At 59.0% G+C, this 18260-nt stretch carries 20 protein-coding genes and 1 pseudogene; 11 read left to right on the plus strand and 10 right to left on the minus strand.

Annotation, left to right across the window (positions count from 1 at the left end; genetic code table 11):
* The 4 genes from recR to ACFQDL_RS22345 are packed head-to-tail and all read left to right on the plus strand — an operon-like array spanning position 1 to position 2566.
* A complete protein-coding gene (gene recR, locus ACFQDL_RS22330; RefSeq protein ID WP_379910932.1) occupies positions 1 to 600 on the plus strand; it encodes a recombination mediator RecR in 600 nt (199 codons plus the stop codon).
* On the plus strand, positions 593 to 1780 hold the full coding sequence (gene rnd, locus ACFQDL_RS22335) for a ribonuclease D (protein ID WP_379910933.1): 1188 nt from the start codon (positions 593 to 595) through the stop codon (positions 1778 to 1780). Before recR ends, rnd begins: the two co-directional genes overlap by 8 nt.
* A 49-nt stretch (positions 1781 to 1829) precedes the next feature.
* A complete protein-coding gene (locus ACFQDL_RS22340) occupies positions 1830 to 2117 on the plus strand; it encodes a YcgL domain-containing protein (RefSeq protein WP_379910934.1) in 288 nt (95 codons plus the stop codon).
* A gap of 2 nt (positions 2118 to 2119) precedes the next feature.
* Positions 2120 to 2566, plus strand: coding sequence for a YcgN family cysteine cluster protein (locus ACFQDL_RS22345; RefSeq protein ID WP_379910935.1), 447 nt, complete (start codon positions 2120 to 2122; stop codon positions 2564 to 2566).
* A 330-nt stretch (positions 2567 to 2896) separates the two neighbouring features.
* Here ACFQDL_RS22345 and rpsA read toward each other — a convergent pair whose 3' ends face one another.
* Positions 2897 to 4576, minus strand: a complete 1680-nt coding sequence (rpsA, locus tag ACFQDL_RS22350) for a 30S ribosomal protein S1 (RefSeq protein ID WP_379910936.1) — start codon at positions 4574 to 4576, stop codon at positions 2897 to 2899.
* Positions 4577 to 4824: 248 nt separating this feature from the next.
* Here rpsA and ACFQDL_RS22355 point away from each other — a divergent pair, with 248 nt between their 5' ends.
* Entirely contained in the window at positions 4825 to 5148 is a 324-nt protein-coding gene (locus ACFQDL_RS22355; protein ID WP_379910937.1) for a hypothetical protein, read from the plus strand.
* Between the two features lie 3 nt (positions 5149 to 5151).
* Here the strand turns inward: ACFQDL_RS22355 and ACFQDL_RS22360 are convergent, their stop codons facing one another.
* From ACFQDL_RS22360 to ACFQDL_RS22370, 3 genes are read right to left on the minus strand one after another with little or no spacing between them, the layout of a single operon-like run.
* Positions 5152 to 5922 carry an MreC domain-containing protein gene (locus tag ACFQDL_RS22360; RefSeq protein ID WP_379910938.1) on the minus strand — a complete coding sequence of 257 codons (771 nt, stop codon included), beginning with the start codon at positions 5920 to 5922 and terminating at the stop codon, positions 5152 to 5154.
* Between the two features lie 10 nt (positions 5923 to 5932).
* Positions 5933 to 7141, minus strand: coding sequence for a carboxy terminal-processing peptidase (locus ACFQDL_RS22365; RefSeq protein WP_379910939.1), 1209 nt, complete (start codon positions 7139 to 7141; stop codon positions 5933 to 5935).
* Positions 7138 to 8013, minus strand: coding sequence for a carboxy terminal-processing peptidase (locus ACFQDL_RS22370; RefSeq protein ID WP_379910940.1), 876 nt, complete (start codon positions 8011 to 8013; stop codon positions 7138 to 7140). Before ACFQDL_RS22370 ends, ACFQDL_RS22365 begins: the two co-directional genes overlap by 4 nt.
* Before the next feature lie 258 nt (positions 8014 to 8271).
* Here ACFQDL_RS22370 and ACFQDL_RS22375 point away from each other — a divergent pair, with 258 nt between their 5' ends.
* Both ACFQDL_RS22375 and ACFQDL_RS22380 read left to right on the plus strand, forming a co-directional pair.
* A complete protein-coding gene (locus tag ACFQDL_RS22375) occupies positions 8272 to 8670 on the plus strand; it encodes an FKBP-type peptidyl-prolyl cis-trans isomerase (RefSeq protein WP_379910941.1) in 399 nt (132 codons plus the stop codon).
* Positions 8671 to 8686: 16 nt separating this feature from the next.
* A pseudogene (locus ACFQDL_RS22380) lies at positions 8687 to 9964 on the plus strand (M18 family aminopeptidase); the annotation flags it as partial.
* A 636-nt stretch (positions 9965 to 10600) separates the two neighbouring features.
* On the opposite strand, the gene ACFQDL_RS22385 reads toward ACFQDL_RS22380, so the two are convergent.
* Positions 10601 to 11542: a sodium-dependent bicarbonate transport family permease gene (locus ACFQDL_RS22385; RefSeq protein ID WP_379910942.1), complete on the minus strand. Its 942-nt coding sequence runs from the start codon at positions 11540 to 11542 to the stop codon at positions 10601 to 10603.
* Positions 11543 to 11652: 110 nt separating this feature from the next.
* Here ACFQDL_RS22385 and ACFQDL_RS22390 point away from each other — a divergent pair, with 110 nt between their 5' ends.
* Positions 11653 to 12609: a LysR family transcriptional regulator gene (locus tag ACFQDL_RS22390; protein WP_379910943.1), complete on the plus strand. Its 957-nt coding sequence runs from the start codon at positions 11653 to 11655 to the stop codon at positions 12607 to 12609.
* A gap of 119 nt (positions 12610 to 12728) precedes the next feature.
* Here the strand turns inward: ACFQDL_RS22390 and ACFQDL_RS22395 are convergent, their stop codons facing one another.
* The 3 genes from ACFQDL_RS22395 to ACFQDL_RS22405 form a co-directional block, all read right to left on the minus strand.
* On the minus strand, positions 12729 to 13046 hold the full coding sequence (locus ACFQDL_RS22395) for a hypothetical protein (protein ID WP_379910944.1): 318 nt from the start codon (positions 13044 to 13046) through the stop codon (positions 12729 to 12731).
* Between the two features lie 118 nt (positions 13047 to 13164).
* The gene (locus ACFQDL_RS22400) at positions 13165 to 13980 is read right to left on the minus strand and encodes a hypothetical protein (RefSeq protein WP_379910945.1); all 816 of its coding nucleotides are present in this window, start codon (positions 13978 to 13980) and stop codon (positions 13165 to 13167) included.
* Positions 13981 to 14497: 517 nt separating this feature from the next.
* Positions 14498 to 15133, minus strand: a complete 636-nt coding sequence (locus ACFQDL_RS22405) for a hypothetical protein (protein ID WP_379910947.1) — start codon at positions 15131 to 15133, stop codon at positions 14498 to 14500.
* A 54-nt stretch (positions 15134 to 15187) separates the two neighbouring features.
* On the opposite strand from ACFQDL_RS22405, the gene ACFQDL_RS22410 reads away from it, so the two are divergent.
* Positions 15188 to 15355, plus strand: coding sequence for a hypothetical protein (locus ACFQDL_RS22410; protein WP_379910948.1), 168 nt, complete (start codon positions 15188 to 15190; stop codon positions 15353 to 15355).
* A gap of 599 nt (positions 15356 to 15954) precedes the next feature.
* Here the strand turns inward: ACFQDL_RS22410 and ACFQDL_RS22415 are convergent.
* Together ACFQDL_RS22415 and ACFQDL_RS22420 are read right to left on the minus strand one after the other, a co-directional pair.
* On the minus strand, positions 15955 to 16173 hold the full coding sequence (locus ACFQDL_RS22415) for a hypothetical protein (protein ID WP_379910949.1): 219 nt from the start codon (positions 16171 to 16173) through the stop codon (positions 15955 to 15957).
* A 77-nt stretch (positions 16174 to 16250) separates the two neighbouring features.
* Positions 16251 to 16955, minus strand: coding sequence for an endonuclease (locus tag ACFQDL_RS22420; protein WP_379910950.1), 705 nt, complete (start codon positions 16953 to 16955; stop codon positions 16251 to 16253).
* A gap of 203 nt (positions 16956 to 17158) precedes the next feature.
* Between ACFQDL_RS22420 and ACFQDL_RS22425 the strand changes: the two genes are divergently transcribed.
* Positions 17159 to 17365 (plus strand): hypothetical protein, encoded by a 207-nt coding sequence (locus ACFQDL_RS22425; protein WP_379910951.1) that lies wholly within the window; start codon positions 17159 to 17161, stop codon positions 17363 to 17365.
* Positions 17366 to 17410: 45 nt separating this feature from the next.
* Entirely contained in the window at positions 17411 to 18019 is a 609-nt protein-coding gene (locus tag ACFQDL_RS22430; RefSeq protein WP_379910952.1) for a hypothetical protein, read from the plus strand.
* Positions 18020 to 18260 lie beyond the last annotated feature (241 nt).

Below are 18260 nucleotides of genomic sequence, written 5' to 3' on the forward strand. Positions count from 1 at the left end.
ATGTCGTTCAGTCCCCTGATACAGCAGCTGATCAAGGCGCTGCGCTGCCTGCCGGGCGTCGGGCCCAAATCGGCCCAGCGCATGGCGTTGCACCTGCTCGAGCATGATCGTCCGGCCGCACTGGTACTGGCCGGGGCGTTGCAGGAAGCGGTCGACCGGGTCGGCGAGTGCGAATCCTGTCGCACGCTCTCGGAAGAGCCGATCTGCGGCATCTGCGCGTCGCGAAGTCGCGATGCGACCCTGCTCTGCGTGCTGGAGTCGCCGGTCGATATGCTCGCCATCGAGCAGACCGGTGGCTTCGGCGGCTACTACTTCGTGCTCAAGGGGCATCTGTCGCCAATCGACGGTGTCGGTCCCGAGGACCTGGGTATCGACCGGCTGATGGAGCGACTGGAGCGCGGCGAAGTGAAGGAGGTGATCCTGGCCACCAATCCCACGGTGGAAGGGGAGGCCACGGCTCACTACATCGCCGAGCAGGTGCGCGAGCTCGATATCCGGGTCAGCCGGATCGCTCATGGCGTCCCGGTCGGGGGCGAACTCGAGTTTATCGACGGCGGCACTCTGGCGCATGCGCTGGCCGGCAGGCGCAGCCTTGTCTGAGGTAGAGATGACCCACAACAATGGATATGACTGGCAGCGTCTCGAACAGGCGGCGCAGCAGCCTGTCTGGATCGACAGCAACGCGTCGCTGGCGCAGCACTGTCTGCACTGGCGCTCGCTGCCGATGGTGGCGCTCGATACGGAGTTTCAGCGGGTCGATACCTTCTACCCGATTCCGGGTCTGATCCAGCTGGCGGACGACCGCTGCTGCTATCTGATCGATCCGCTGGCGATCGACGATTTCTCGCCGCTGGCGGCCCTGTTCGGCGACGAATCGGTGCTGAAGATTCTGCATGCCAGCTCCGAGGATCTCGAGCTGTTCCAGCATAGTCTCGGCGTGTTGCCGCGACCGCTGTTCGATACCCAGGTGGCCGGTGCCTTCGTCGGCTGGGGCTTCACCGTGGGGCTGCAGCGCATGCTCGAGCAGGCGCTGGGCGTGCAGATGGGCAAGGCGGAGACCACGTCCGACTGGCTGCGCCGGCCGCTGACGCAGGAGCAGGAGCGCTATGCGGCCCTCGATGTGGCCTATCTTCCGGCGGTCTGTCAACTGCAGCTGGACGAGCTGCAGCGGCGTGGCATGAAAGCCTGGGTCGAGGAAGAGATGCTGGCCCTGCTCGACAATGCCATCGATCATGACCCCGAGGGCTGGGAGTACTACCTGCGCTTCAGTCAGATGTCGGCGTTGCCGCCGCACAAGACTGCTGCGCTGCGGGATCTGACCGCCTGGCGCGAGCGTGAGTGCCGGCGTCGCGATGTGCCGCGCAACCGGGTGTTGCGCAATCAGCAGTTGCTCGACATCATCAGCCGCTGGCCGCGCAATCCGGGCGAGCTGTCCCAGGTGCCCGAACTCAAGCGCCGTGTGGTGCGTGAGGATGGGGAGGCGATACTCGAGATACTGCAGCGGGCGGTGATCGAGCAGGCGCAGCGGCCCGCCGAGCCGGTCCCGAAACCCTTGCATGTGATCTGGAACAAGCGCCTGAAGCGGCTCAAGGCGATTGCGCGCGAGCAGGCGGAGCGTCTTGGCATGGCGCCGGAGGTGTTGCTGAGAAGGCGCGACCTGGAGGCGCTGATCCGCTCCCGGGACGAGAACGGCGAATACCACTTGCCCCGGGGTCTTCAGGGTTGGCGGCGCGAGGTGGTGGGCGAGGCTCTGCTGGCCCAGTTGCGCCAGTATGAATAGTTGTGGCAGTACGAGCACTGGCACCGAATTAACAACAGCGATAAAGCCGATGAAGATTTGCAGTATTTTCAAGAGTTCGCGCAAGGATGAGATGTATCTTTACGTGGACAAGCGCGAGCAGCTGGGTCGCGTGCCCGAGCCGCTGATGGAGATGTTCGGGCGGGCGGTTCATGTCATGGACATGCCGGTCATGCCCGGTCGCAAGCTGGCGCGGGTCGATGTCGACAAGGTGCTCGATGCGATCGGCGAGAAGGGGTATTTCCTGCAGATGCCGCCGCAAAAGGAGGATTATCTGCTGGACCTGTTCCCGGATCGTCCCGAAACCGGAGTGCGCTGAGGGTGGCTCAGGAAGTGTTCTGGCGCAGCAAGTCCCTCGAGCAGATGTCGGCGCAGGAGTGGGAGTCGCTCTGCGACGGCTGCGCCCTGTGCTGTCTGCACAAGGTCGAGGACGAGGATACCCGGGAGGTGTTCTACACCACGGCCGTCTGTCACCTGCTCGATCTCGACAGCTGTCGCTGCACCCGTTACGAGGAGCGCTGCACGCTGGTCCCTTCCTGTGTCAAGCTGCGCCCTCGGGACGTGGCCGAATTCCACTGGCTGCCGCGGACCTGCGCCTACCGCCTGGTCCACGAGGGCAAGGATCTGCCCGAGTGGCATCCGCTGATCAGCGGGCGTGCCGAGTCGGTGCGCGAGGCCCATGCATCGGTGCAGGACTGGTACGAGGTGCGGGACAACGAGATCACCGACGACGAGTTGATCGATTACGTGATCCTGGACGACGACTGAAAGGTGGCGGGTGAAAGGTGACGAGTTGCGCGTTACGCGTGACCAAAGAAAAAGGAGCGCATTGCGCTCCTTTTTCTTTGTGCAAAGTTCGGGAGGGGTATTTCGGAGGCCGTAGGGTGCTGCTGAATGAATTGAAGTGCGCCGGATTGATGGTGCGGTGCGCTTCGCTTACCGACACCCTACGATCATCCTGCTTGTCACCCGTCACCCGTCACCCGTCACCAATAAAAAAAGAGCGCCGAAGCGCTCCTTTTTATGTACAGGATGTACTGTATGCCGCGGGCGCATGGATGCGCAGGAGCGGCGATTCAGTAGGAAACCTGTGGTTTCTTACTTGTTCTTCAGCATCTGCTGCTTGATCAGTTCGCCGATGGTGGTCGGACCGGCGGTCTCGACTTCCTGTTCGCGAACGGCTTTCAGAGCTTCTTTCTCTTCAGCGTGATCTTTGGCGCGGATCGACAGGTTGATGTTGCGGTTGCGACGGTCAACGTTGGTGATCTTGGCTTCGACGGTTTCACCGACTTTCAGGACGGTGGTGGCGTCGTCGACGCGCTCGGCAGCCAGCTCGGAAGCCTTCAGAGTGCCTTCGATGCCTTCGGCCAGCTCGATGACGGCGGCTTTCGGCTCAACGGACTTGACGGTACCGGTGACGATGGTGCCCTTGTCGTTGGCAGCAACGTATTCGCTGAACGGATCGCTTTCCAGCTGCTTGATGCCCAGGGAGATGCGCTCTTTCTCGGCGTCGATGGACAGGATGACAGCGTCGACTTCTTCACCTTTCTTGAACTGACGCAGAGCGGTTTCGGCGTCGGCTTCCCAGGTGATGTCGGACATGTGAACCAGGCCGTCGAGGTCGTTATCCAGACCCACGAAGATACCGAAGTCGGTAATGGTCTTGATAGTACCGGAGACGCGATCGCCCGCAGCGTGCTGCTCGGCAAAGCCAACCCAGGGGTTGATGGTGCACTGCTTGATGCCCAGGGAGATGCGGCGACGCTCTTCGTCGACATCCAGGATCATCACTTCCACTTCGTCGCCGATCTGAACGACCTTGGACGGGTGGATGTTCTTGTTGGTCCAGGACATTTCGGACACGTGAACCAGACCTTCGACACCGTCTTCGATGGACGCGAAGCAGCCGTAATCGGTCAGGTTGGTGATGCGTGCCGGAACCTTGGAGCCAGCCGGGTAGCGGGACTTGATGGCATCCCACGGATCTTCGCTCAGCTGCTTCAGGCCCAGGGAGATGCGGCCGGTTTCCTTGTCGAACTTGATGATCTTGACGGAGATCTCGTCGCCCGGGTTCAGCATTTCGCTCGGGTGGGAGATGCGCTTCCAGGCCATGTCGGTGATGTGCAGCAGGCCGTCGACGCCGCCCAGGTCGATGAAGGCGCCGTAGTTGGTCAGGTTCTTGACGTAACCCTTGACGACCTGGCCTTCTTCCAGGGCTGCCAGCAGTTCTTCACGCTGGGCGCTGTTGGCTTCCTGCAGGACCGCGCGACGCGAAACAACGATGTTGTTGCGCTTGGGATCCAGCTTGATCAGTTTGAATTCCAGTTCCTTGCCTTCCAGGTGGTCGACGTCGCGAACCGGGCGCACGTCAACCAGGGAGCCCGGCAGGAAGCCCTGGATGTTGTTGATGCTGACAGTGAAACCGCCCTTGACCTTGCCGCTGATGTAGCCCTTGACGGTCTCTTCGGCTTCGAATTTGGTCTGCAGTACTTCCCAGGCTTCGGCGCGCTTGGCCTTTTCGCGGGACAGGCGGGTTTCACCGAAACCGTCTTCAACCGCTTCCAGTGCGACCTTGACGGTGTCACCGACCTGGATTTCCAGTTCGTTGGCGTCGTTCAGGAACTGCGCGCGCGGGATGATGGCTTCGGATTTGAGACCTGCGTTGACGGTGACCCAGTCGCTGTCGATGTCGACAACTTCACCCATGACCAGGGTGCCCGGAGTCATGTCTACATTTTGCAGGGATTCTTCAAACAGTTCAGCAAAGCTTTCGCTCATGAAATAGTCCTATTGTAAGTCGGCGGTCCGTTAGGCTTGGGACTGCGCGAGCTTTCTATACCGTCAGCTGTATAGGGTCAGATTGAACAACTAGGCGGCGACGGTCACCGTTGCTGACGGGTAGACATATCACCGCGATAAGGGACGCATATTATACAGCGAATGTGTTTGTGAAGATAGCGTTCGGGGGGCGGATGTCGTTATAATCGGGATCTGATTCAACAAAGCAGAGCGTAAACCAGAATTACATGACCAAAACCGATATCGAAGCTCAGATTGCCAAGCTGCAGGAACTCGAAGCCAACATCACAGCGACCAAGCGCGAGCGGATCGAAGAGCTGGCCTCGGAGCGTGCACGCAAGTCCGAAGAATTTGCCGCTGAACTGCGGGAAAAGGCGCGCCTGAAGCAGGAGCGCGAACAGCAGCGCCAGGATGAGATGACCCGCATTCAGGAAGAGCAGAAGGCGGAGCTGGCGCGCAAGCGCGACGCCAAGGCGGCAGCCAAGAAGGCGCGCGCCGAAGCCAGGAAGGCCGAAGCGCTGGCGAAACTGGCGGCGAAAAAGTCCGACTGATCCTCAAAGCGTCGCATCGAGCGCCTTGCGCAACGCCAGTTCGCAGGGCTCGATCACCGTCTGCAGGTCCTGTCGAAGAGGCTCGGACAGTCGGGACGAATCGTCCGTTCTGAAGTACTGCGCCAACATCCGTTCTTCGTCACCGGAGTTGGTGGCGATGGTCGCGGCGTCGCCGACGCAGAAGGCATAGCCGGGCAGGTGTTCATTGACGATCCGCTTGCGGTCCAGGTCGCCTGTCATCAGGCGGTTTTGTGACACGAAGCGGCGATACTCCCGTGCCGAGGCGGCGGTCATGATATCGATCTGGCGATCGGAGAATCGCTCGGCCTCGGGCAGTCGCATCAGAAAGGTCTTCAGGTCCTGTGCGACCTCAGTGACTTCCTCGTCGAATGTCTTGGGTGCAAAGCGTTCGTTGATCTCCCGGTAGGCTTCGAGCTCCCCGACCTTCTGTTCCAGCGTTTCCATTCGCGCCTTGAGCTGGCGATTCTCCGCCAGCAGGCGTTCCTTGTCCTTCATCAGTCCATAGATGACCTTCTGGGTCGGCGACAGTTCGCTTTCGGCAAAGGTGGCCGGAAGCTGTTTGGCGCCGAGTTCTCCGGTCGACTCGGTGTAGGGGGAGCTGGGCGTAATGGTAAAGCCGAAGCGCTCCAGGTCCTTCAGATTTTCTTCGTGTTGCGACTGTATGCTCTGGTAGCTCAGATAGCTGCCGACGCCGAGGGCGGCGATCAGCAGCGGAGTGGCGATCAGCAGCAGCACCTGGCTGCGTTTTTTCATGCAGTCTTCCCTACTGCTTGGCGGTGGCGTTGCTGAAGGTCAGATCGACCATGTCCAGCAGGATGCGCCCGGTTTCGGCCAGCTGCGCTTCCGATTCCGGACTGATCGGGCGACCGAGTTCGTCTTTCTTCAGATCCTGCTCGAGATCCGACAGGTTTTCCAGCGGAGGCTGCTGCTTCATCGCGCGGCGACGGTTCTGTGCTTCGAGCTGCCACTGGTCGGCCTGTTCGCGCTCTTCGCGCAGGGCGTCCTCGTTGAGGGGGATCAGGTCGTCTTCCGCGCTGTCCTTCAGATGCGCCACCTGTTCGCGCATGAAGATGAAGTCGGGGTCGTCGGCGACGCGCTTCTGGTGTCGCGCCGTCAGTTCGTCGATAAAGGTGTCGACGCCGACAAACTTGCCATGGCGCACGGCGCGCACCTGATCCCAGGGCAGGGCGCCTTCGAGTGCGCTTTCGCCGATATCGAGTTCGTTGTAGAGGCTGGGCAGGAGGATGTCCGGCACGACGCCCTTGTGCTGGGTGCTGTCGCCCGAAATGCGATAGAACTTCGCGTGGGTCATCTTCAGCTGGCCATGGCGCAGCGAGTGCAGCGACTGCACGGTGCCCTTGCCGAAGGTCGGACTGCCGACCACGACGCCGCGGCGGTAATCCTGAATGGCGCCGGCGAAGATCTCCGAAGCCGAGGCGCTGAGGCGGTTGACCAGTACCGCGAGCGGGCCGTTGTAGGCGACGTTGGCGTCGAAATCCCCCAGGATGTCGATGCGGCCGTTCGGGTCGCGAATCTGCACGGTCGGTCCGCGGCTGATGAACAGGCCGATCAGTTCGTTGGCTTCGCGCAGCGAGCCGCCGCCGTTGTCGCGCAGGTCGATTACCAGTCCCTGAATGTCCTCTTCGAGCAGTTCGCCGATCAGTCGCTCGACGTCGCGGGTGGTGCTCTTGTAGTTGGGATCACCGCTCTGGAGTGCGGCAAAGTCGATATAGAAGGCCGGGATCTCGATCACGCCGAGGCGATAGTCCTTGCCGCGATAATCCAGGTCCAGGATGCGTTTCTGCGCGGCTTGTTCCTCTAGCTTGACCTTGCTGCGAACGATGCGCACTTCCTTGCGTTTCTGGCGGTCCTTGCTGTCGGCGGGGATGACCTGCAGTCGCACGACGGTGTCCGCGGGTCCGCGGATCTTGTCGACGACATCGTCGAGGCGCCAGCCGATGATGTCGATCATGTCGCCATCATCCCCTGGGCGACGGCGACAATCTTGTCGGCCGGTTTCAGTTGCCCGGTCTTTTCGGCCGGGCCTGCGGGTACCAGGCGGACGATCTTGGTGAATTCGTCATCGCTCTGCAGGACGGCGCCGATACCTTCCAGCGACAGGCTCATGTTGATCTGGAAGTTCTCGGAGCTGCGCGGCGAGAAATACTGGGTGTGGGGATCGTAGCCTTTCGACAGTGCGTTGGCGTAGGTCTGGAACACGTCCTCGCTCTTGAGCTGCTCGGCGCGATGCAGCTGGTAGCGGTAGCGCTTGAGCAGGGTTTCCGTGGTCTGCTCGAGGGTCTGATCCGCCAGTTTCAGGCTCAGGGCGGCGTTTTTCAGGCGCTTGAGCCAAAGCTTGTCCATCTGTGCGCGGGTTTCGACCCAGGGCGCGTCGGCACGGTCGCTGTCGAGGCTTTCGTCCAGGTCGAAGCGCAGGTCATCGAGTCCGTTTTCGAGCGTCCCGATCATGAAGTCCAGGCGTTCATGCACCCGTTGCTGGTAGCGGTTGAAGATGCGGAAGGCGTCTTCCAGGTCGCCGCTGCGCAGGCTTTCATCGAGGGTGGTGCGCAGCGGCTCGAACTCGGCGATGTCGCTGGCATAGAAGTAACTGCGGCTGGGATCGAGGTCTTCGAGGTACTGATCCAGCAGCCAGCCGGAAAAGTCGTCGTTGATCTCGATCCTGTTGTAGTGCTCCCGATTCAGCGAATCGAGCATCTCCAGCATGGTCTGTCGATGAATCGGCTCGGGGGCGAGCTCGATCGGGCTTGTTTGGCTGGCGTTGGCTGTTTGCAGCGTAAACGACAGTACCAGGGCGTACAGCAGGAATTGGATATGGTTGAGCATGTCAGTTCAATGCGTCCCAGTTGGCCAGGGTGGGTGAAACTTGAGACAGGCGGGAGCGCCGGCAAGTTCAACCAGAGCAGACTCTGAGTGTAGCCATCGCCCGTCCTGATGTAAAATCAAGCGTTTAAGCAGACTCGGGGCGGGTGATGATGTATCGATGGGCGGTGGTGACGATGCTGGCGGCGGGGCTGCTGGCCGGGTGTGGCGAAGACGCGGAGCGGGAGGCGTTCCGGCAGCAGCTGGTCGACAAGGCGCTGAATGACGACAACCGCCGTGCCGGCGATGCCTTTCTGGCGGCCAATGCCGCGGAGGAGGGTGGTGTCGCTGCCATCGGGGCTGCAGTATCGCATTCTCACGGCCGGCACCGGTGTCTCGCCGGGGCCGTCGGACGTGGTCCGGGTTCACTACGAGGGGCGTCTGATCGACGGAATCCTGTTCGACAGCTCCCTTGAGCGCGGCGAGCCGGCCAGGTTTCCGCTCGATCGCGTGATCCCGGGCTGGACACAGGGCTTGCAGCTGATGCGTGAGGGCGCGCAGTGGATGCTGTATATCCCTCCGGAGCTCGCCTATGGCGCCAGCAGCCCGATGCCGGCGATCGCCCCGAACTCGACTCTGGTCTTCAAGGTGGAACTGCTTGAAGTTCTGCCATCTCAGTAAACGGGAGTATCAAAGCATGCAGCAATTCAACCGCGAGCTGATGGCGTTTCTGCAGACATCGCCGACACCCTACCATGCCGTGTCCGGGATGGCGCGACAGCTCGAGGCCGGGGCTTCGAGGCGCTCGACGAGCGCGAGAGCTGGCAACTGGAGGCCGGGGGCGTTATTTCACGACCCGCAACGGCTCGTCGATCGTTGCCTGGGCCATGCCGCGGCATCGCTCGCTCGAAGACTCGGGGCTGCGCATGGTTGGCGCTCATACCGATTCGCCCTGTCTCAAGGTGAAGCCCAGCCCCGAGTTGCATCGCCACGGCTACTTCCAGCTCGGGGTCGAGGTGTATGGCGGCGCCCTGCTCAATCCCTGGTTCGACCGCGACCTGTCGATTGCCGGGCGGGTCAACTACCGTTGCCAGGGCGGTGGCCTGGACCATTCGCTGCTCGATTTCGGTCGCCCGGTGGCGGTGATACCCAATCTGGCGATCCATCTCGACCGCGAGGTGAACAGTGGGCGCGCCATCAATGCCCAGACGTTTCTGCCCGCGGTGCTGGGCCGCTCCGGGGCTTCGCTCGATTTTCGCGAGCTGCTGCAACGCCAGCTCGAAGATCAGGGCGTCTCCGGGATCGATGAGGTGCTCGATTTCGACCTGTCGCTCTACGATACCCGGCGCCATCGCTTGTCGGTCTCGAGGAGGAGTTCGTACTGTCGGCGAGGCTCGACAACCTGTTGAGCTGTTTTATCGGTTTGCAGGCGCTGCTGGAAAGCGACACGGCCGAGGGCGCCCTGCTGGTCTGCAATGATCATGAGGAGGTTGGCAGCATGAGTGCGGTCGGGGCTCAGGGGCCGATGCTGGCGCAGGTGCTGGAGCGGCTGTTGCCGCAGCCCGAGGCGCGTCAGCGCATGGTGGCCCGCTCGATGATGATTTCGGTGGACAATGCCCATGCCGTGCATCCGAACTTCGCCGATCGTCATGACGGCAACCACGGGCCCCTGCTCAACGGTGGTCCCGTCATCAAGATCAATGCCAACCAGCGTTATGCGACCAGCAGCGAGACCAGTGCCATCTATCGGGATCTGGCGGCGCGGGAGGAAGTGCCGGTGCAGGCTTTCGTGGTGCGCAGCGATATGGCGTGCGGCAGTACCATCGGGCCGATCACGGCGGCGGAAATCGGTGTGCGAACGCTCGATATCGGGGTGCCGCAGCTGGCTATGCACTCGATCAGGGAGATGGCGGGTACGCGCGATGCCTGGCAGCTGAGCCGGGTCCTGCGTCGGTTCTACGGTGAGGAGCGTCTGGGGGCTGATCGGCGGTCGTGGAGGATCCCTCCGCCTGCTGGTGCTTCGATCGGCAGGTGCCGCCCGGCTGGAGGGGGACCGGGCGGCGCAGGCTGTCCGGCGCGGTATCAGTGGCCGAGCAGGGCTTCGAGGCTTGCGGTGCGCTTCATCTGCACCTTGCTCAGCAGGCTGCGCAGCGCGGCCTTGAGCTTGCGGGCGCGCGCCTGGCGCTTTTCCAGCGTCCGGACCGCTTCCTGTTCGTTTGCCAGGCGCATGAAATATTCGCGCTCGGTTTCGCGGCGGTTGACGTTCGGCCGGGTGGCGAAATCGAAGGCATAAAAGTAGTTAAGGTTCATTGAATCCTCCTTGAGTAATGATCCGGGTCAATCATTACGTCGGTTTGTGTACAGTTCGTTGTCGGAGGCTAGAATACGGATCTGATCGGATGCCGGCAAACGACGCTTTTTCAGCAAAAAGATGAAAAATATTCATCATTATATTTAGCAGTCATCAGGGTCGGGGGTTATGCGCGGCGGTTATGCCGGGGTTATGGGCAAAAAAGAGTGTTGGCGTTTATTGAGTTGAGTTCAGCCAAGAAGGTCGGCCGGACATTCAGGCCCGCAGCGAGTTGTGTCCGGCCGGGGTTCGGTGTCGTCGTCAGCCGAACTGCAGGATAAGCTGGTGATACAGCGGGATGCCGACGATCACATTGAACGGAAAGGTGATTCCCAGCGCTGCCAGCATGGCAAGGCCGATATCGGCAGTCGGAATGGCTGCGCGAATGGCAGCGGGAGCGGCGATGTACGAGGCGCTGGCTGTCAGGCTTGCCAGTATCAGCGCGGTGCCGGCAGGCAGGGCCAGCAGCAGTGCGGTGCTCAGACCGAGCAGCGACAGGGCTGTAGGCGCGGCGAGGGCAAAGGCCAGCAGTCGCCAGTGTTTCAGTGGCAGCGGGCGCAGGGTCTCGGCGGCCACCAGTCCCATCTCCAGCAGGAAGATCGCCAGGACCGCCTTGAAGGCGCCGGTAAAGAGATCGGTGACGGCGGCGCCTTCGAGCGGACCATACAGGTAGCCGATAATGACGCCGCCCGTCAGGAGTACGACGCCGCGATTGGTCAGGGTCTCGTGCAGCAGGCTGGTTTTCGAATGTCCATTGCGGCTGCCATCGGCAAAGCGCCGGAACAGGGCCAGACCTACCATGATCGCCGGCAGTTCAAGCAGTACCAGGTATAGAGTCGCCTGCGAGCCGGTGACCAGCTGATGGCTTTCCGCATAGGCAAGGGCCACAGCGAAGGTGCCGGCGCTGACCGATCCGTAGTGGGCGCTGATGCTGGCGCTGTCGGCCAGTGACAGACCGATGACGGTGCGCAGCAGCGGGAACAGCAGCAGTGGCACGAGAGCGCCGAGCAGTGTCACCAGTACAAGCTCCGGTACCAGTGCAAGGTCGAGCTGGCCGTGCAGGCCCATGCCGCCCTTGAGGCCGATGGTCAGCATCAGCAGCAGGCTCAGGGTGTCATAGGCGGCCCTGGGAATGTTCAGGTCGGACCTCAGCAGTCCCGCCACCAGGCCAAGCAGAAAAAACATCACGACGATATCCGGCATTCTCCGGTCTCCATGCAGCGATTCGGCGCCGATTCTGCCGGTGAATCCGTATTGCATCTAATTAAATATTTAGCTTATATGTATAGATAATTATCTATGGCGGACAGCGAATGAATCTGCGTCATCTCACCTTTCGTCTGCTCGAGGTCTATATCGCCACGGTTCGTGCCGGTTCGGTGACCGCGGCGGCCCGGCAGCTGCATCTGACCCAGCCGACCGTGTCTCAGCAGCTGAAGCGACTGGCCGAGGCCGCGGGAGAGCCTTTGCTGCGATCGGGCGCTGGCGGTCTCGAGCCCACGGAAGCGGGCGCCGAGCTCTATCGTGCCGCTCTGGATGTGACCGGTCGCTTCGATGACTTCCAGGACTATCTGGCGGAGCTGCGCGGCGGCCAGCGCGGGCGTTTCAGTATTGCGCTGGTCAATACCGCCCAGTACGTGTTGCCGCGCATGCTGGGGCCCTACAGCCATGCCTATCCGGAAGTTGATGTCACGGTGCAGATCGGCAATCGTCAGCAGCTGCTCAGTCGTTTCGAGCGCCAACTGGACGATATCTACGTCTTCAGTCATCCGCCGTCCCTGGAACATGCGCTGGCCGCCCGTTTTTTGCGCAATCCGCTGGTCATGATCGCGCCAGGGTCCCATCCGCTGGCGCAGCGCGAAGTGGTGGCCGTGCGGGACCTCGCCGCAGAGCGGTTTCTGTTGCGCGAGCCGGGATCGGCGACGCGGATGCTGTTCGAAAGCTGGCTGCAGGGGCAGGGCATGCAGCTGTCCGGTGCTCTGCAGATGGCGAGCAACGAGGCGATCAGAGTGGGCGTGGCGTCCGGAATGGGGCTGGCCGTGCTGTCGCGGCACGTGCTGCCGGATGTCCATCCCGGGCTGGTGGTGTTGCCGGTGCGGCATTTCCCCATCGACAGTCACTGGCACTTCATCGTGCGTCGCGACCGGCGTATGCCTCATGCGGCGCGCGGCTTTCTGCAATTCGCCAGTGACAGTGTCGAGAGTTGTCTGCCGACCGAGTTCGTCTGCAACGAGATTCCGGGGTTGCTGGCCTCGCTCGAGAAGTCCTGACGGCTGTCGGTGAATGGATAATGGCCGGATGGGGTGGGCCGTCCCGGCTTTATCGGAGGCTCCAGGGCTTAAGAGGGTGGCGTCATGAACCGCTGCAGGATCGCTCGGTGCGATCTGGCTTAGTCGGCTTTGTGCCTGTTTTTTGCCTCTATCCACTGGGCCATGTACTGCGTGCTTTTCATGGTGTGGTGACGCAGCATGGCGCCGGTAAAGTTCTTTAGCCGGTGCTGATCGATCGTGCGACCGAGCGTTTCCAGGCGCGCCATCAGTGACTGGGCGTGAGGTTCAAATGCGAAATGGCGGTTGTGCAGACGAAAGCCCTGCTGCTGGCTCTGCAGCCATTGCTCGGGATCGCGGTACAGGGCAACAGCGGCGGTAGCGAAGGTTTCGGGCGTATCGGCTACGGGTCCGGGCCAGGTGCCGTGCTCGTCGGCCATCCCTTCTGCACCCACCGTTGTGGTAACGCAAGGGTGCCGCAGGCCAGGGCGTCGGCCAGCTTTCCCTTCAGGCCGGCACCAAAGCGCAGCGGGGCCAGGTTCACGCGTGCCTGCTGCATTACGTCCTGTGCACTCTCGGCCCAGCCCTTGATCCTGAAGCCCTGTTTGGCATTGTCGAGGGCGGTCGCCTTTGGTGGGGGTAGGCGCCGTAAATATGCAGCTCGGCCTGCGGTAGCTGGCGTCGTATCAGGGGCCAGATCGCCTGCTGTAGCCAGAGCACCGCGTCCCAGTTGGGCGCATGGCGGAAGTTGCCGATTGCGATGAAGTGATTGCGCTGATCCCTGTGGGGCAGCATGGCCTGCTGTTCCGTATTGACCGGTTGCAGCATAAAGGGCGTGTATTGCAGCAGGGCCGGGTCGACCTGGAAGGTCGATGTCAGCAGCTGGATCTCCGCCCGGGAGATCATCAGCGTCAGATCGCTGCGCAGTATGGCGGCGATTTCTCTTTTGGCATGATCCGAGAAAAGCAGCTGGGGCGCGACGTCGGTGGTGACCTTCCCGCTGAGCTTGACCGCTGCATGGCGTGCGTGGCGCATGCAGGAGAGGTCTTCGGTATCCAGGACCCGTAACGCTTGTGGGCAGTGCGACTCTACCCGCCAGCCAAACTGCTCTTCCATCATGAAACGATCGAACAGTACGATGTCCGGCTGCAGCGTGCGGACAAAAGTGTCGAAGCTGGAGCAGTTCAGGGCGATGCTTTGTTCGCTGATGCCTCGCGCAGGCAGGTCGGTGCGGTGAATGCTTTTCTCGGCGGGGCTGGCAAAGGTAATCTTCCAGTCGTGCTGGCGAAAGCAGTCGAGCAGGGCAAGCATGCGATAGCCCGCAGCGCTGGAGGCCGGCTCAGGCCATACGTAGCCGATAACTAGCAGATTCATAACAGTGTTTTTCGGGTATGGGGTTGGCGTTTGTTTGCGGCAGGGTCTGCCGGGGGTATGGTATGAAACATGCGTTGCAGGGTGAATCGTGGCTCAACAAGATGGCGTAGAGAGGCGACACGGACGGGCAGGTCCAAGATGGTCGAATCCCCTTCGGGGCTTCTTATTCCTCTGTGCGGCATGGTGGAAATGCTTTAAACCGAGACTGGCATTGCAGAGGAGAAGATGGCAAGAAAATGGTCGGAGTGGAGTCTACCGAAAAGCCAGCGTAAGTCAATGATAATACGATGGTATCAGTTAGAAATATTTCATTAGTGCCCCCGCATATGCCCCCATTTTGTTCATGTTAAACCGAACTGAGGCGAAAAAGTTTCAAGCGGGGGACTGAGTTGCTGGATTCAGCACGAGGAAGACAGGCGTCTGGCTTGAGCTTCGATTTGAGGTTTAAGGGGTAAACTGGAGCCTTTCCCTCCATTATTTGGGCTAGGTATGGTCAGAGGATGCCAGACCCATCCCTTCATGAGAATCCAAACTGATGAATCTCATGGTGGCGCTGTAGCTTCTGCTCGGGCACGACTTCATTCCAGGTGTTGCTATCGAAGAAAGCTCCTTTTACCTCGAATTTCGAAACCTTTGGTGCGGCAAGCCCAACGTTGGCCTTCCACTGACCTGCGTCTGCCTCGGTCCGCCACCTATCGACATCCAGATCTTTGGAAGGGCCTGCCAAGCATAATTGACTTTCATCTGGCCAAATTTTTGCGGAAGAAGCAGTCAGACGCTGTTCCACGTCCTTTGTACTCATGTCTCCCGCAGGATGCCTCTGGATAAACTCTAAGAGTATCGGGTACAGCGACTCAATCAGCAGGAGATTGGCTTCCATCCCTCGCTCAGGACTTTCCCAGAACTGTGCTCGATAGCCCCATGGTCCGTTGAAAAGTTGGTCGCCGGTATCTTGAAGTTCAATAGTAAATATCGGCCGCCAACATCCGATCAAACTCGAATCACTACCTGTATCCTTTTTGGCTTTCACGACTTCAGCCTCAACGCACACCCGACTGATAAGCTCATCAAACGACCCCGGCTCTGCCAAGGCTTTGCGCCGGTCGGTAGAAACCTGATCTGTGTACTTCCAAGCTTCCAGAATGTCCGTCATAGCTATACTCCGTCGCCTATCATCGCGACAGGATAGCACTGCCGAGAACGTGGCATGAAATCTAGCGAGACTGCCCCGGACTTTCTCAAAGTCATCCAGCGCCTTGTGGCCAAGGCGATTGCCAAAGCACATGCCTGCGAACTCAAGTTTGAGATGCGGGTCACTCCCGTGCGGCATCAGCAATATGGCAGCCAGATTGCCCATCCCTTGGTGACCAGCTGAATGCAGCCGGCATCATTTGCTATGTCCGTGTTTGGACCGGTGTAGGGCGTTGCGGCGTGTTTGAAGTCGTAATAGATCCGCAGTGAGCTATCCTTACCGCGTCACTGACTGACAAAGTCAGATCGCACAGGAGGTGCGCTTTGTCTCACGACCGTAATCCAAACCACATTCGCCAGCTCTCAAAGGCTGCATTAACATTTGTGTTCATGGCGGTGGCTGGTTGTAGCTACAACGTAGATTCGACCAAGACATATGAGTCGTCTGGTGTGACTCGTCTGTATGATTACCCGAATGATCGTGGATACGAGAACCTCGGGCTGCATGCCTGGGGCTTCTACCGCATCGGATTCGCGGAGCCTACCCTTGCAAGAGTGTGGGACTCGCTATCCGAAAAGGTCAAAGATCTAGGAGGCAACGCCTGTATCGTCCGTCACGAAGAGGTTGGTAATATTTCGGCTCGGACCCTCGAGGTGACATGCGAGGTACTTCGAATCTCTCAAGCTCACTAGCGATACCTGATTCTCCGCAGGCAAAACGATCGAGCGGGATGCTTTGATCCAAGCGTCCCGCCATGCTGACCTGCATTTCCAATTTGGGGGTCAGGTTACCGTAGACCGCCTGAGCGCCTTCTCGATCAGCATTCCGTAGTAGTCACCCTCGATCACATATACCAGTGCCTGGCGCCTGAGATGTAGTGGGCGGAGCTCTGTAAGCTCGCGATCAATCCAGGCGCCTAGGTCCAAGTCTGACGGGCAGGGGTGGTCGGCTTCGAGAATGGCAGCGAGGCGCTTCACCTCGCAGTAGAGTGGTTCAGACATATCCGTGTCTCCTGTGTGAGCTCGTCCTGAGCATATTTCAGGATAGATCAGGTGAGGGATGGGTGCCCGAGATCTTTTTAGTCGGAGCTGACGAATTGGTTACGATGCCCTTGAATTTTCTCTATACGCCTCGATCGCTCTCTTTCCCACTGATCGATCAGGTCCTGTTTCGACCATGCCTCGAACAGCTGACGCTGCTTGCGACTGATCTTCATCCCATAGCGGTCTTCCATGTAGAAGTAGATCCTTGCCACGTCACCGCGGACGTTCTCCGCTGGCTCAGCTACCCGGGCCTTGAAGTCGACCTCGAAGTCACACTGGCCATAGGCGCGCGGCTCGCCCTCGATCATCCCGTAGCGGAAGTTGCTCCTGTCACCGTTCAGTTCGCCCACTGTGGGTACCAGGTTGTAGAGATCTGCTTCCATGGCTCGAAACGTTGGGTCTTTCTTGCAGGCCTTGCGGCCGCCATCTTGCCAGCACTGGAGCTGGTGGCCGAATTCCCAAGCCGGAACAACGTGCTCCCACTCGATACGGCCGGAACGGTTGGCATTCTTACGGGGCTCTAGGCCGCAACTTGTCGCGTCCGGAGTTAGGCGCGTTCGGTTTGGCTTACCCGGGACCGGCGCCTCAGCGTAATCGCAGCCGCAGTAGAAAGTTTTCTGGTTGCCGGAATAGATTTGGTCTGCCAACGCCCGCTTGGCTTGTGAGAATGAGGAGGGAAGCTCTGCTAGCCCTGCAGTTGGTAGGACGACTAGGGCGATTGTAACAATGTAACTTTTCACTGTTTTCTTCCTTGAAGGGATTTTTGGCAGGCAGACGTCTACCATACTTTGGATTTCCTATCCTAATCAACTACTTACATCTAAGATGACACCAAGTCCTGCCATTATGCTATGATCAAATAGAGAGATAGGATTAGTTTTCATACAAACCTCACAGATGAACTTGGAATAGTGATATGAGGCGTAAAAGGCAGCGGTCGAGGGTGTTTATCGCTCCAGACAGAGAAGTAAACGAAGTTACGCTCGACGCATTGAGTTCTCAGATCATTGCTGTTGGCGCTCGTGATGTTACTATTGTACGTGTAAATCGTGCCACAGCGGATCGCGCCATGAAAAAAGCTATGATTGGTCATTTGAAAAGACGTAGAGATGAGAATGATGAGAATGACCTTGTAGAAGCACTCATCTAAATGAACTTTTCTTACGATACTGTTTAGTGAATAGCAGGTAAGTTGATGAAGCAACAGGCCACGGAAGGTCAGGCTGAAGATATTCAGCCGCAAATTTCAGATCACAATCCAATTCTTCGAAAGTTGATTATTGAAGAGGACGATCTTTCTCTTTCGTTAATAGGGCGACTAGCGTACGCAGAATATAAAATACAGAAGTTTGAGTTTTTTCGTGATACCGAAGTTAACGAAGGTCGATCTCCTACTTGTGAGGAGCTAAGAGGCTTTCTTAGGAACTATAATGATCGGAGATTAGATCAGCTGCGTTCGGAGGCTGAGCAAACTTTATTTGAGTTTGCGGACGAAATCTCGCAGCAATTTCTGACAGAGCAAACACGAAACTCCGCAGTACTAAGGGAAGTAGAAACTTCCAATAAAAAATTTAAGGGTGAGTTGGATGTTGTAAAGACTCACATTACAGATAGAACCAGTAATAAGACTGGTTTTTTCTTGGGTGTCGGGGCTTCTATTGCTTCTACATTTGTTCTAGCTATATTGCTTGCCATAATTGGCGCATCTAGCCATAAATCAAACTTTGGAAAGCTTTATCGAGCAATTGTTCTAAATGAAGGAACAATAACATTTCAGCCATACTCAACAGATGACTCAAACTGAATAATAAAGTTAATAATTTTGAAACAGCTGGTTTCGATAGACTGATATACGTTAGATATCCGGTAGGATTTGCGATTGATTAATTGCGTAAATCCTGCGATCGTTATCCTGTCTGCCCCGGACTGTTAGCGGCATTGCACAGGAGGTGCGCCTTGCCAATCGAACATCACCCAACCCGGCTCCGGCAGCTATGAAAAGCGGCATTGCCTCTTATGCTCTTGGTGGTAATTGGTTTTAGCTA

It is taken from the genome of Marinobacterium aestuariivivens, from assembly GCF_042661465.1.
Classification (GTDB): Bacteria; Pseudomonadota; Gammaproteobacteria; order Pseudomonadales; family Balneatricaceae; genus Marinobacterium_A; species Marinobacterium_A aestuariivivens.